Below are 13173 nucleotides of genomic sequence, written 5' to 3'. Positions count from 1 at the left end.
GGCCGGCGGTCAGAGGGTGAGCTTGAAGCCGTCGTGGCTGCGCGCGAAGCCCAGCGACGCGTAGAAGCGGTGCGCCTCGGTGCGCCGCTTGTTGCTGGTGAGCTGGACCAGCGTGCAGCCGCGCCCGCGAGCCCGTTCGACGGCGTGCCCGAGCAGCTCGCGGCCCAGGCCCGCGCCCCGGTGCTCAGGGTGGACCCGGACCCCCTCGATCAGGGCGCGCTCCTGGCCGTGGCGGCCGAGCCCGGGGATGTAGGTGATCTGGAGGTACCCCAGGACGGCGCCCTCCCCGTCGTCGAGCACGCGCATCTCGTTGCGCGGATCACCGTCGACGGCTTCGAACGCACGGGCGTACGCTTCGTCGACCGTGACGGTGGCGGGGTCGACCGCCCGCTCGTCGTCGGCGAGCAGCGCGATGATCGCGGGGAGGTCCTGGCGGGTTGCGGTACGGAAGATCACGGACCGGAGTCTGGCAGGCCGGAGCCCGGAAGAGCGGAAGCGGGCGGGGTGGCGGATGCGGATAGTCACGGCGCCGGAGGCGAAGGTGCCGGCCGGGCTGCGCCGGCAGGTGGCCGCCCTTCAGGAGCAGGCCTGGCCGAGCGTGGGCGGCGCGCCGGCCGCCCCGGGGCCGGTGCACGATCCGGCGCTGCGGCCGCTGTCGATGCTGCTGCTGGACGCCGGTGACCGGGTGCTGGCCTCGCTGGACGTGCTCTCCAAGGAGATCGTCCATCGCGGCCGGACGTACGCGGCGGCGGGCCTGAGCGCGGTGGTCACCGACCGTGCGCAACGGGGGCTGGGGCACGGCCGGCGGCTGGTCGAGGCGGCCCGCGAGGCCGTCCGCGAGAGCGGGGCCGACCTCGGGATCTTCACCTGCGACCGGGAGCTCCAGGGCTTCTACGAGCGGGCCGGCTGGCCGCTGCTGCCCGGCGCGGTCCTGGTCGGCGGGACGGCCGAGGAGCCGCTCCCGAGCGACCGCTTCGACAAGGTGACGCTCGCCGGCTTCTTCTCGGCGCGGGCCCGGCGGCACCGGCGGGACTTCGAGCACAGCCGGATCGCGCTGCACCCGGGGCTGATCGACCGCCTCTGGTGAGGGGACGCGGGCGGGATCAGCCGCTCGGGTGCGGGGATCAGCCGCGCAGCCGGGACCGGACGGCGGCGAGCTCGCCCTCGGTCAGTCCGGCGGCGCGCAGGTAGCGGGCCGGGTCGAAGCCCTCCAGAGCGGCGTACAGGGCCTGCTCGGCGGTGGTCCCGGCCCGGGCGAGGACGGCCTCGATCTCGGACGGCCGCTCGGAGAGGCCGAGCATCGCCCACAGCGGGCGGAGGTTGGGCGCGCTCTGCTGGTAGTCGGCGACGATCCCGGCCGGCTCGACGCCCGCGAAGGCGAGCAGCAGCAGCGCGGCCAGGCCGGTGCGGTCGCGTCCGGCGCCGCAGTGCACGACCACGCCGCCGGGCCGGGCCCGGGCGATGGTGCGGATCAGGTCGGCGCTCGCGTGCGGGCAGTGGTCCAGGTACGGGCGCAGGGCGAGCGGGGTGCCGTCCAGGTGGCCCCAGCGCTGCCACCAGTCGGCGCCGGCCAGCTCGTCGAGCGGCACGCGGACCAGTTCGACGTCCGCGGGCAGCGGGAGGAGCGGCTTGTACTCCTCGGTGTTGCGAAGGTCGACGACCGTACGGATGCCGTGGGCCCGCAGGGCCTCCCAGCCTTCGGCGGTGAGCCGGTCGAGATTGTCGGCCCGGACTATCGAGCCCCGGGCGGTGCGGCCTCCGTCGACGGTCGGCAGGTCGCCGAGGTCGCGGACGTTGAGGCAGCCGTCCCAGGTCAGCGTGCGTTCGTCGGACGGTGTGTGAGTCTGCGTCATCGGGTCCCCCATCTCCGAGGAGGCGCGTTGCCCCCTTCGATCTCATGACTACGGGGGAGGCCGGGTGGTTCCTGACCGGGCGGTGGCCTGGGTCTCAGGCGCGGGTCCCGCCGTGGGCCGTGGGCGTGGTCCTGGCTTCAGGAGTGCCGGCCCTCAGGTGACCCGGCGATCCGGCCCGGAATTGGTTCGATCACTTACCGATGTGATCGGAGGTCCGGCCGTGGGGTGAGGGTCAAGGGCCACGGCCTGCGGGGCCTTCGGTCGGCCCGCAGGGGCCTTCGTCCCGGGGTGGGAAATGCCGTGTTCACCTGGTACCGGTGCTGGCCCGCCGGGCCATGCCGCATGATGTGGCAGGTGCACAGTGCAGATCACCCCGGGGCGGGCACAGGGACGGGCCGGCTCGACCCGCCGCAGGCCGGCGGGCCCCCGTCGGCGGCCGGGCCCCGCCAGGCCTGGCCGGCGCAGTCCTCGCCTGCGCCCGCACCCTCGCCTGCGCCGTCCTCGCAGCCGTGGGCCGGTGCGGCGCAGCCCGGCCGGGAGCGGGCCGAGCCGTCGTACGCCGACGCCGACGCGTCGACCGCCGCCGCGCCCGCCGCCCCGGGCGCCGACCCGGATCTCTCCGCCGCCGTACGGGCCGCCCAGGCCGGCGACGAGGACGCGTTCCGGCGGCTCTTCCGCGCCGTCCAGCCCGGACTGCTGCGCTACCTGCGGGTGCTGGTCGGCGGGCGGCCCGGCGACACCCAGGACGCCGAGGACATAGCCTCCGAGGCCTGGCTCCAGATCGCCCGCGATCTGCATTCCTTCTCCGGTGACGCGGACGGCTTCCGCGGCTGGGCGGCGACCATCGCCCGTAACCGCGCCCTGGACCACCTGCGCAGCCGGCGCCGCCGCCCGGCGGCCGACCTGCCCGTCGAACTGCTGGCCGAGCTCGCCTCGGGCGACGACACCGCGGGCTCCGCGCTCGCCGCGGTCGGTACGTCCGACGCGCTCGCGCTGATCGCCCGGCTGCCACCCGACCAGGCCGAGGCGGTGCTGCTGCGGGTGGTGATGCAGCTGGACGCGGAGAGCGCCGCGCGGGTGCTCGGCAAGCGGGCCGGCACCGTGCGGATGGCCGCGCACCGGGGGCTGCGCAGGCTCGCCAAGCTGCTGGAGCAGTCGGGGGCGGCCGGGGCCGGGATCCCGCGCCAGGAACCCGTGAAAAGAAGTTCTCCGCAGGGTGTGACAGAACCCCGGGCCGCGACGCTGAAGGACATGAGATGAGCACCAACCGATCCCGTCGGATCGACCGCGACACGGCCGAGCAGCTGCTCGGCGGTGCCGGGGTCGGCTCGCCGGCCGGTCAGGCCTCCCTCACCGGAACGGACGGCGGTAGCGGGCAGTACGACGCTCTCGCCCGACTGCTGGCCGCGGCCGCTGCCCCCGCAGCGGAGGACGGCGAGCTCCCCGGTGAGGCAGCGGCCCTGGCCGCGTTCCGGGAGGCCCGTCCCGCCGCCCCTGTCCGACCGCCGAGGAGACGATCGATGTCCACCGCCGCGCTGGCGCAGGCCTTCAGTGCGAAGGCCGCTGCCGTCGCGCTCGCGGCCACCGCGCTCGGCGGGGTCGCGGTCGCGGCCGGCACCGGCAACCTGCCCGGCTCGCTGGGCGGCAGGCAGCCCGATCCGCCGGCCCGGGTCGCACCCGGTGTCCCGAGCCGGCTCGGCGCGTCGGGCCAGTCCGGCCCGGCGACCTCGGCGGATCCCTCGGGTGGCGGCGGGCACAAGGCCTTCGGCACGCCCACGCCCACGGCGTCCGGTTCGGCCGCGCGACCGGGCACGGGCACCGCGACCGCGTCGGACCCGGCGGACCTGGCGGCCCTGTGCCGTGGGCTCGCCGAGCGGACGGCCGCCGGGGAACGCCAGCGCGAGCTGCTCGCCGACGCTCCGTTCGCGCCGCTGCTGGGTGCGGCGGGCGGCCCGGAGAAGGTCGGCGACTACTGCCGGGAGGCCCTGGGCCGCAAGGGCGACGACGAGCGCCCCGGCGCCACCCCGAAGGCCTCCGCACCGTCCTCAGGCCCCGCCTCCACCGGCGGCAGCAGGAAGGGCGAGGACAGCGGGGGCGGCGCGGGCGGCCAGGACGGCAGGAAGCCCGACAGCCGTCCGGGGGCCGACCGCAGTGCCCGGCCGAGCGCCACCCCGGACCGGCCCGACGAAACCTCCGGAAAGAGGTAACCCCGATCCCCGGACGGGCGGTGGGCGAATCCCCCCGGGCCCACCACCCGTCCGGCAACCCGAACGACCCGACCGCGGCACCACGCACGACCACCGGGCGCCACCAGGCGCCACGCAGCACCACCCGGCGCCACGCAGCGGCGCGGAGCGCCGGCCTCGACCGCACGATCCGGCACCACCCCCGAGAACTCCGGGTGGCCGGTGGGTTCCCCCGGGCCCGCCGGCCGCCCGGACCGCCACCGCCGCCGCGGCCGGGGCAGGTCGGCGCTCCCGCCGCACTCGAACACGACGGCGGCTATCGTGCACAGATGCACGAGCCGCTCCGGAGCCCCGGGCGCGGTGAACGAGGGGAGCGTTGCCAGGTGATCGGACGCGCGCTGAACGGGCGTTACGAGCTCGTCGAGACGATCGGCGTCGGCGGCATGGCCACGGTCTGGCGCGGTGTCGACCGGGTCCTCGGCCGGCCGGTGGCCGTCAAGGTGCTCAACGGCGGCCTGGCGGACGACCCACGCTTCGCCGAGCGCTTCAGCCGGGAGGCGCAGCACGCCGCGATGCTGGCGCACCCGCGGATCGTCATGGTCTTCGACTCGGGTGTCGACCAGGGCTCCCCGTACATCGTCATGGAGCTGGTGCAGGGCCGGCCGCTCAGCGCGCTGCTCGCCGAGTGGCGGGAGCTGCCGGTGGAGCGGGCGGTGGGCATCGGCGCGGCGGTCTGCGAGGCACTGGAGGTCGCGCACGGCGCGGGTCTGGTGCACCGGGACATCAAGCCCGGCAACATCATGATCACGGACGACGGCGGCGTGAAGGTGGTGGACTTCGGCATCGCCCGGGTGAACGCCTCCGGCAGCCGGCTCACCCAGACCGCGAGCGTGGTCGGCACCGCCGCCTACCTGTCCCCGGAGCAGGCCACCGCCGCCGCCGTGGACGCGCGCGCGGACCTCTACGCGGTGGGCTGTGTGCTGGTCGAGATGCTCACCGGGGAGCCGCCGTTCCTGGCGGAGGCGCCGGTCGCCATCGCGTTCAAGCACGTGTCCGAGCAGCCCGAACCCCCCTCCGCGCGGCGGCACGGCATCCCGCCGGCGCTGGACGCGGCGGTGCTGCGGCTGCTGGCCAAGGACCCGTCGGACCGACCGGCGGACGCGGCCGCCGCGCGCGCCGAACTGCTGGCCACCGTGCCGTCCCCGGCGGTCACCGACCGGACCGCCGAGCTGCTCGGCGCCGCCCCGGCCGGCCCGGGGCAGCCGACCCAGGCGCCGCCCCCCTTCGCGGACCACCTCTTCGCGGACGGGTCCGCCGCTCGTCGCCCGCTCGCCGACCAGCAGCGGACCACCGTCCTGCCGGCCCAGCGAGTCGCGCCGGCCACCTCGTTGATGCCGGCCGTCCCGGCCGGTTACGAGGCGGAGTCCGGCCTCACCGGCCCGCCGCCGGCTCCCGCCGGCCGGAGCCGGCGGCCCTTGCTGCTCGGGGCGCTGGGCCTGGCGGGTGTGGTCGGCGCGGCGGCGGTCGCGTTCGTCGTCCTGAACGGCCCGGGGGCCCCCGGGGCGGCGGCCCCGCAGGCGTCCTCCTCGTCGTTCCCGTCCTCCCCGGCCGTCACCGGCACGCCCGAGAGCCCGGCCCCCTCCCCGTCCACGGTGACGCCCTCGCCGAGTGCACCGAGCTCGGCCCAGGCGCCCACCCCGACGTCCGCGGGCCCGGCAGTGGCGGCCGCGATCCAGGCGTTCCGGCAGACGGTGGCCCGCACGCAGCTGACCAAGGAGCGCGACCGCCAGGGTGACCTGGTGAAGATCCTGGACGACGCGGCCAGACGGGTGCAGTCGGGGCAGGCGGACGATGCGGAGCAGGAGTTGAAGACGGCCCAGCGGGTGGTGCGCGACCTCGCCAAGAAGCGCGCCATCGACGACGGGACCCTCCGGGACTGGGACGGCCGGCTCAAGTTGCTGGTCGCTGCCGCGCACACGGTGGCGGCCGGGGACGGCAACTGACGCCCGGCGCCGGCGCCCGGGGCGGGGACGGCGGGCGGTCAGGGGTCCGCGGGGCCTTCGCCCTCGGGCGTGGCGCCGCCCGTCCCGTCCTTCCCCCGCTTGCGCATCCGGACACCGACCTGACTGCGCACCCGGCCGCTGACGGCGCTCGCCGCGGCGGCCAGGAAGACGAAGTTGTAGAGGATCTGCAGGACCACCAGCAGCCGGGTGGTCTGGGTGGCGGGGGTGATGTCCCCGTACCCGACGGTCGACATGGTGATCACCGTGAAGTAGAGCGCGTCCGTCCGGGTGTTCAGGCCGATGAACGCGCCGGGCTCGCGTGACAGCGCGTAGTACGAGGCGGAGAAGATCACCATCGACACGGCGCTCAGGAAGACCAGCTGCACCCCGGGGCGCCCCTCGGCCTCCAGCAGCACCTGCCGGATCTGGAACAGCAGCAGCACCGACAGCCCGACCAGCGCCACACTGAACACGATCCAGCTGAGCGTCGGGTGGTGGGGGCCGAACGCGGTCAGCGGCAGCATGAAGTAGGCGGCGATCAGCAGCCCGAAGCCCACCAGCAGTCCGGCCCAGCCCAAGTAGTCCGGGCCGGTGCGGGGTGGTGGGGGCAGCTTCACGGGTACCTGCCTGCTGGCGGGGCGTCGGGCGCGGTTCCTCCCAGCCTGCGGCCGGCCGGCCCCGGCTGCCCGGCGGGCTGCGCCGTCCGGTCACCCGCCCTGGGTTACGGCGCCCGGGCTTCGTGGGGCCGGGCGTCGTGGGGCCGGGCCGCTTCCGTGGGGCCGGGTGCGGGTTCAGCCCGCCGGGGCAGGCTCCCCGGTGGGCGCCTCCGCGGGCTTCGCGGTACTCGCGGTACGCCCGGTCACGGGGCCGAAGGTACGGGCCGAGGCGTCCTCCTGCGCGAGCCGGCGCAGCGCGGCGATCAGGGTGTCGCCCAGCACCGTCCCGAGCACCGCGCCCTCGACCTTGCTGTCCACCTCCGCGCGCGTACCGATCGCGGCGATGTCGGCGGCGGCGATCCGCTCGGCGGCGGCCGCGTACTCGTCCAGGACGCAGAGCATGTCGCCCTCGCCCAGGTCGTGGTAGGTGAGCACCAGCTGGGTGAGCAGGTCACGGGCGGGGTTGCCGGGCTCCAGTCGCCAGCCGCGCCGGGCGATCACCGCCTCGCTGCGCTCGTACGCCTGCTGCCAGGCGGGTGAGTCGGGGTCGGGGGTGACCGGCGGGGTGATGGCGATCTGCGCGGTGCCGAGGGTGTGGTGCAGGGTGCTGTCGGGTGAGTCGACCGAGGCCAGCACCTCGCGGGTGGCGGCGACGGAGAGCTTGCCCACGTCGAGCAGGGCGCGGACGAGCTTGAGCCGGCGTACGTGCGCGTCGCCGTACTGGGCCTGGTTGGGGCTGGTGCGCTCGCCGGCCGGCAGCAGGCCCTCGCGGAGGTAGTACTTGATCGTCGGTACCGGGACCGCGGTCCTGGTGCTCAACTCTCCGATGCGCATCGGCTCTCCTCATCCCGGCGATATGGATAGCTTACCTGTCCACTTCCTCTTGCGGTCACCCTATATAGATACCTATGCTGTCTGCTATCCAAAACGGGCAGCTCCACTATCCATCAGAAGGACCGGTCATGCAGAAGAACCGGCCGGGAGCGCTCTGGGCGCTGCTGGCGACCTCGATCCCGATGTTCATGGTGTCCCTCGACAACCTCGTGGTGACCAACGCGCTCACCGAGATGAGCGCGGACTTCCATGTCGGCCAGGCCGAACTCCAGTGGGTGGTGAACGGCTATGTGCTCGCCTTCGCCGGGCTGCTGCTGGCCGGGGCGGCGCTGGGCGACCGCTTCGGGCGCCGGCGGATCTTCGTCTGGGGCATCCTGCTCTTCACCCTGGGGTCCGCCGCCTGCGGCCTGGCGGACTCCGCCGGCCAGCTGGTCGCCGCCCGGGTGCTCCAGGGCGCGGGTGCGGCGGCGATCCTGCCGGTCTCGTTGACGCTGGCCGTGGCCGCCGTCCCGCCCGCCCGCCGGGCGCTGGCCGTCGGTGTCTGGGGTGGGGTCAACGGTCTGGGCGTCGCGGTCGGCCCGCTGGCCGGCGGCCTGGTCACCGAGGGGCTGGACTGGCACTGGATCTTCTGGATCAACGTGCCGGTGGGCCTGGCCGCCCTCCCGCTCGCCCTGTGGGCGATCCGGGAGAGCCGGGGCCGGGCCGCGGCACTGGACGTGACCGGCATCCTGCTGGCCACCTCGGCCGTGGTCAGCGCGGTCTGGGGCATCGTCGGCGCCGCCGACCACGGCTGGGGCGGAGCCCGTACGCTGGGCGGGCTCGCCGCCGCCGGGCTGCTGCTGACGGTCTTCGCCGTCCACGAGCGCCGGGTGCCCGAGCCGCTGGTGCCGCTGGCGATGTACCGGATCAGGCCGTTCATGCTCAGCAACGCCGTCTCGCTGGCGATGTACTTCGGGGTCTTCGGCTCGATCTTCTTCCTCGCCCAGTTCATGCAGGGCCCGATGGGCTACACGCCGTTCGGCGCCGGGCTGCGCACGCTGCCCTGGACGGCCGCGCCGATGATCGTGGTGCCGATCGCCAGCGCGCTGGTCCCCAGGGTCGGGGGCGGCATCCTCCAGGCGCTCGGCTGCGCCATGCAGGCGGCCGCGCTCGGCTGGATCGCGCTGCTGATCGGCCCGGACGTCTCGTACCCGGCGCTGGTGCCCGCGCTGGCCCTGGCCGGGGTGGGGATGGGCCTGGTGTTCGCGGCGGTGCCGGCCACGGTGATCGGCAGCGTGGCGGAGCACGAGCACAACAAGGCCTCGGGGGTGAACAACACCGTCCGCGAGTTCGGCGGTGCGCTGGGGATCGCGGTGCTGACCACCGTCTTCACCCACGCCTTCGACGCCGGGCTGTCCCACGGGCCCCGCTCGGCCTTCGAGGACGGGCTGCGGCAGTCGCTCTGGCTCGGCGTCGCGGTGGTGCTCGCGGGTGCGCTGGCCGCACTGTTCATCCGCCGGCCGGGGCGCGCGGTGCGGATCGCCGCGCCCACCGCGGCGGCGGTGCCGCGGGTGGCCGAGCCGAAGGTGCTCGCCGCCGCCGACCCCGACTGACCGGGCCCCGGCCCGGGTCCGGTCTCAGCGGCCGCCCGGACCGTCCGGGAACCCCACTGCGACGGATCGGGTCGGGCTGCCGGCCGGCGGTGCTCGGAGGGCATGGTGTGTCAGGGCCGCCCCGGAGGCCTCGGGGAGGGGCAGAACCGCCCGGACAGGCGACAGAGCCCGCGACCCGTCCGTTGACGGGTCGCGGGCTCCGGAAGCGTGGGGTGCCTGCTCAGGCGGTGGTGGCCGACTTGTTGGTCTCGGCCGCCGTGGTCACGTTCGTCGGCGTGACGGCCGGACGCGGCTGGTCGGCGGGCTGCGACGCGGTGGACGCGGCGGTGCCGTTCTGGGTGGAGCCCTCGGCGGGGGCGTCGTCCTCACGAAGGGCCTTGGTCTCGGCCTTCAGGATGCGCATCGACTTGCCGAGGCCCCGAGCCATCTCGGGCAGCTTCTTCGAGCCGAAGAGCAGGATGACGACAGCCAGCACTACTAGGACGTGCCAGGGCTCCAGACCGTTACGCAGCATCCCTGACCACCGGTCCTTTCGATTCTCGCCGTTGTGCCGAGCGGGTCGCCCGACCTGGCCAGTATGCCTGGCTAAACCGGAGAACGTATACACCGGCCGGGAAACGCTGGTCAAAGACCAGGTGCCGCCGAGGAGTCCGGCCGGCCGGGCCGGACGCCGTCGCCTGGACTCAGGCGTTCCTGACGATCAGTACGCAGAAGACCGCGGCGATGAGGGCCACACCGACCGCCAGCATGATCAGCACCGGCGTGTGCGGCAGCGGATTGCCCGCGCGCATCGCCCGTTCGACCGCCGACCAGCGGCGGTACGCCAGGGCCGCCAGCACCGCCCCGCCGAGCGCGCAGACCGCCGCCAGCGCCGTCCGCAGCGCCGCCGGTGCGAGGTCGGTGGCGAGCTGGTCGATCGCGACCCCGCCGGCGAGCAGGCCCAGCGCCGTCCTGACCCAGGCCAGGAAGGTCCGCTCGTTGGCGAGCGAGAAGCGGTAGTCCGGCTCCTCGTCCTCGCGGCGCCAGGCGGGTTCCGGCATCGGGGCGGGTCTCCAGCGGGTGGTCGTGGCTGTTGCTGGCGACCCTAGGCGAGCCGCCCGCTGCGCGCAGCGCGGGTTGCGGCGGGAGGGGCGGGCGGCGAACGCGCGAGTCCCCTCCGTGGGGAGGGGACTCGCGTTCAGGGCTCTCGCCACCAGGTGGGGGTCGGTTGCCCGGCCGGTGCCGGAGGGGCCTCGCCGATTCCTCCGGCACCGACCGGTGGGCCGACCGGTGGCTCGGCCGGTCGGTCGACCGGTGGGGTCAGCGGGTACCGGCCGCGGTGGGTTCGGCGGTCTCGGCGGATCCGGCTTCGGCCTTCGTCGCGCCGGCACCCTGCACCGGCAGGTGCCTCATCAGGCCGTAGGCGAGGGCGGAGGCGCCGATCGTGAAGACCAGCCCGACCACCGCCGCGAGGTGCATACCGTCGGTGAACGCGGTGCGGGTGACCTCCAGCAGGTCGCCGCCCAGCCGGCCCGGCAGCTCGCCGGCCGCGGCGACGGCGCCGCCCAGCGTGTCCTGCGCGGCCCGGGCCGCGCCGTCGGGCAGGCCCGCCGGAAGCCGGTCCTCCAGCTGGGTCCGGTAGGCGGCGGCGCCGGCCGCGCCGAGCAGGGCGATACCCATCGAGCTGCCGAGCTCGACCGCGGTCTCCGAGGTGGCGGAGGCGACACCGGCCCGCTCGGCCGGAGCCGCGGAGACGACCATCTCGGCGGTGAGCGTCATGGTGCCGACGGTGCCGGCGGCCAGGACGCCGGCGGCCGTGAGGATCAGGTAGAGCGGGGAGTGGGCGCCGACCTGGGTCATCATCGCGAAGCCCACGGCCCCGATCAGGAAGCCGCCGGTCATCAGGATCGCCGGGCGGACCCGGCCGGCCAGGGCGCCGGAGATCCCGACCGCCGCGCCGACCCCGACGCTCGGCACCAGCGCCCAGAGCGAGGCGGTGAACGGGCTCATGCCCTTGACCAGCTGAAGGTACTGCGAGGTGAAGAGGGTGAAGCCCATCATCGCGAACATCGCGACGGTGTTGACGCTGATCGCCCCGCTGAAGGCGCGGATCCTGAACAGGCTCAGGTCGAGCAGCGGGTTCGCGGCGGTGCGCTGGCGGTGCACGAACGCGGCGCCGAGCAGCAGTCCGGCCGGGACGGCGAGCGCCGGCAGCAGGCTCCAGCCCTCGACCGAGAGGGTCTTGATGCCGTAGACGAGCGGAAGGATCGCGGCCAGCGAGAGCGCGGCGCCGGCCAGGTCGAAGCTGCCGCTGCGGGGGGCGCGGTACTCGGGCAGCAGCACCGGGGCGGCGAGCAGGACGAGCAGCATCACCGGGATCGCGATCAGGAAGACCGAGCCCCACCAGTAGTGGTCGAGCAGCAGGCCGCCGACCACCGGGCCGAGGGTGGCCCCGGCGGTGAGCACGGCACCCCAGGCGCCGAGCGCGATCTGACGCTGCTTCGGGTCGAGGAACATGTTGCGGATCAGCGCCAGCGTGGAGGGCATCACGGTCGCCCCGGCGATGCCGAGCAGGGCCCGGGCCGCGATCAGCTCACCCGCCCCGCCCGCGTGGGCGGCGAGCAGCGAGGCGCCGATGAAGCCGGTGGCGCCGATCATCAGCAGCCGGCGGCGGCCGATCCGGTCGCCCAGGGCGCCCATCGTGATCAGCAGTCCGGCGAGCAGGAACGAGTACATGTCCATGATCCACAGCTGCTGGGTGCCGCTCGGCGCCAGGCTCGTGCTGATGAACGGGACGGCGAAGAAGAGGACGCCCATGTCCATGGTGAGGACGAGGGTCGGGAGCAGGAGGACGGCGAGGCCGGTCCATTCGCGGCGGCCGGCGAGGCCGTTGGTTGCGGTCATGAGGAAGACGGTACGGGCGTGTCAGACGTTTGTCTAGTACATTCGTCTCACTCGTCCGTCTGGTTCGTTCGTCTGGCTCGTTCGTGCAAGACGCCTGTACAGATCTGGCGTAGCCTTCGGGCATGGGAAATCGAGAAGACCTGCTGGCCGGGGCCAAGCGCTGCCTCTACGAGAAGGGCTACGGGCGCACCACCGCCCGGGACATCGCCGCCTCCTCCGGCGTCAGCCTGGCGGCCATCGGCTACCACTTCGGCTCCAAGGACGCGCTGCTCAGCCTGGCGCTGATCGAGGCCACCGGCGAGTGGGGTGAGGCCCTCGCCGCCGCCGTGGCCGGTGCCGGCGAGGCCGGGCAGGACCCGCAGGAGCGGTTCGCCGCGGTCTGGGACGACGTGCTGAAGACCTTCTCCGAGCACCGGGGCCTGTGGGCCGCCCAGTTCGAGGCGATCAGCCAGGTGGAGCACCTGCCGGACCTCAAGGAGTCGCTCGGCGCCGCGCAGCGCACCGCCCGGCTCGGGCTGTCGGCACTCTTCCAGGGCGTCGAGGAGGTGCCCGACACCGAGGAGGAGCTGGCCCGCGGCAGCTTCTACCAGTCACTGCTGGCGGGTCTGGCGGCCCAGTGGCTTGCCGCGCCCGACCAGGCGCCCGCTGGCGGTGACATCCTCCAGGGCCTGCGGCTGCTGGCCGGCGACGTGCTGACGGGGGAACAGGCCCGGGTGCCGCGCTAGTTGGTGACGGCGGTCAGCAGGACGACCGAGTCCACGTGGGCCAGCAGCCCGTGCCGCTCCTGCGGGATCGGGTGCAGCTGGCCCGTGGACAGCTCCTCGCGCCGGCCCGTGATGGTCAGCGAGACCCGCCCCCGCAGCACCTGGAGGCTGGCGGCGACCGGCGCGTTGTGTTCGTCCAGCGCGGTGCCGGCGGTGAGCGCGATCACCGTCTGGCGCAGCGGCCCGTCATGGATCAGCAGGTGGGCGCTGCGTCCGTGCGCGCTGGCGGCGGCCTTGGCGGCCTGCTCGTCGGCGAGCTGTACGAGATCTTCCATCGCGTCCTCCTGGAGGGGCCCCGTTCGCGACCCTAGAGCCGACCGGACGGCTCGCGCACCCCGGGCCCGGCGCCCGGGTGCCACCGGTGGCGCACATCGGGTGGCGCTCGGGGTGCGGGGGTGGCCG

At 74.8% G+C, this 13173-nt stretch carries 13 protein-coding genes and 1 pseudogene; 6 read left to right on the top strand and 8 right to left on the bottom strand.

Going from position 1 to position 13173, the window contains the following annotated elements:
• Positions 1 to 9: 9 nt before the first annotated feature.
• A complete protein-coding gene (locus ACIBH3_RS17545) occupies positions 10 to 456 on the bottom strand; it encodes a GNAT family N-acetyltransferase (RefSeq protein WP_396312856.1) in 447 nt (148 codons plus the stop codon).
• A 55-nt stretch (positions 457 to 511) separates the two neighbouring features.
• Here ACIBH3_RS17545 and ACIBH3_RS17540 point away from each other — a divergent pair, with 55 nt between their 5' ends.
• Positions 512 to 1087, top strand: a complete 576-nt coding sequence (locus ACIBH3_RS17540) for a GNAT family N-acetyltransferase (RefSeq protein WP_396312855.1) — start codon at positions 512 to 514, stop codon at positions 1085 to 1087.
• Between the two features lie 37 nt (positions 1088 to 1124).
• Here ACIBH3_RS17540 and ACIBH3_RS17535 read toward each other — a convergent pair whose 3' ends face one another.
• Positions 1125 to 1853, bottom strand: coding sequence for a tyrosine-protein phosphatase (locus ACIBH3_RS17535; RefSeq protein WP_396312854.1), 729 nt, complete (start codon positions 1851 to 1853; stop codon positions 1125 to 1127).
• 600 nt (positions 1854 to 2453) lie between these two features.
• Between ACIBH3_RS17535 and ACIBH3_RS17530 the strand changes: the two are divergent.
• From ACIBH3_RS17530 to ACIBH3_RS17520, 3 genes and pseudogenes are all read left to right on the top strand, one after another.
• Positions 2454 to 3113 (top strand): annotated as a pseudogene (locus ACIBH3_RS17530) (RNA polymerase sigma factor); the annotation flags it as partial.
• Complete coding sequence (locus ACIBH3_RS17525) at positions 3110 to 4060, top strand: hypothetical protein (RefSeq protein WP_396312853.1); 951 nt, start codon at positions 3110 to 3112, stop codon at positions 4058 to 4060. The pseudogene ACIBH3_RS17530 and the gene ACIBH3_RS17525, both read left to right, overlap by 4 nt.
• Positions 4061 to 4368: 308 nt before the next feature.
• Complete coding sequence (locus ACIBH3_RS17520; RefSeq protein WP_396312852.1) at positions 4369 to 6042, top strand: protein kinase; 1674 nt, start codon at positions 4369 to 4371, stop codon at positions 6040 to 6042.
• Between the two features lie 38 nt (positions 6043 to 6080).
• Here the strand turns inward: ACIBH3_RS17520 and ACIBH3_RS17515 are convergent, their stop codons facing one another.
• Together ACIBH3_RS17515 and ACIBH3_RS17510 are read right to left on the bottom strand one after the other, a co-directional pair.
• Entirely contained in the window at positions 6081 to 6659 is a 579-nt protein-coding gene (locus tag ACIBH3_RS17515) for a potassium channel family protein (protein WP_396312851.1), read from the bottom strand.
• A gap of 174 nt (positions 6660 to 6833) precedes the next feature.
• The gene (locus ACIBH3_RS17510) at positions 6834 to 7532 is read right to left on the bottom strand and encodes a MerR family transcriptional regulator (RefSeq protein WP_396312850.1); all 699 of its coding nucleotides are present in this window, start codon (positions 7530 to 7532) and stop codon (positions 6834 to 6836) included.
• A gap of 128 nt (positions 7533 to 7660) precedes the next feature.
• Between ACIBH3_RS17510 and ACIBH3_RS17505 the strand changes: the two genes are divergently transcribed.
• On the top strand, positions 7661 to 9124 hold the full coding sequence (locus ACIBH3_RS17505; RefSeq protein WP_396312849.1) for an MFS transporter: 1464 nt from the start codon (positions 7661 to 7663) through the stop codon (positions 9122 to 9124).
• 220 nt (positions 9125 to 9344) lie between these two features.
• On the opposite strand, the gene tatA is transcribed toward ACIBH3_RS17505, so the two are convergent.
• The 3 genes from tatA to ACIBH3_RS17490 all read right to left on the bottom strand — a co-directional run bounded on the left by tatA (position 9345) and on the right by ACIBH3_RS17490 (position 12007).
• Positions 9345 to 9638, bottom strand: coding sequence for a Sec-independent protein translocase subunit TatA (gene tatA, locus ACIBH3_RS17500; protein ID WP_396312848.1), 294 nt, complete (start codon positions 9636 to 9638; stop codon positions 9345 to 9347).
• 169 nt (positions 9639 to 9807) lie between these two features.
• Positions 9808 to 10164, bottom strand: a complete 357-nt coding sequence (locus ACIBH3_RS17495) for a YidH family protein (protein WP_396312847.1) — start codon at positions 10162 to 10164, stop codon at positions 9808 to 9810.
• A gap of 259 nt (positions 10165 to 10423) precedes the next feature.
• Positions 10424 to 12007, bottom strand: coding sequence for an MFS transporter (locus ACIBH3_RS17490; RefSeq protein WP_396312846.1), 1584 nt, complete (start codon positions 12005 to 12007; stop codon positions 10424 to 10426).
• A gap of 122 nt (positions 12008 to 12129) precedes the next feature.
• On the opposite strand from ACIBH3_RS17490, the gene ACIBH3_RS17485 reads away from it, so the two are divergent.
• Positions 12130 to 12732 (top strand): TetR/AcrR family transcriptional regulator, encoded by a 603-nt coding sequence (locus ACIBH3_RS17485; protein ID WP_396312845.1) that lies wholly within the window; start codon positions 12130 to 12132, stop codon positions 12730 to 12732.
• Here ACIBH3_RS17485 and ACIBH3_RS17480 read toward each other — a convergent pair.
• Positions 12729 to 13046 (bottom strand): cupin, encoded by a 318-nt coding sequence (locus ACIBH3_RS17480; protein ID WP_396312844.1) that lies wholly within the window; start codon positions 13044 to 13046, stop codon positions 12729 to 12731. The two genes, ACIBH3_RS17485 and ACIBH3_RS17480, sit on opposite strands and share 4 nt — an antisense overlap.
• Positions 13047 to 13173 lie beyond the last annotated feature (127 nt).

The sequence above is a fragment of the Kitasatospora sp. NPDC050543 genome (assembly GCF_044457565.1).
In the GTDB taxonomy this organism is placed as follows: domain Bacteria; phylum Actinomycetota; class Actinomycetes; order Streptomycetales; family Streptomycetaceae; genus Kitasatospora.
The sequence above is the reverse complement of the archived record's forward strand: the minus strand, read 5'-3'. Positions and strand labels throughout refer to the sequence as shown.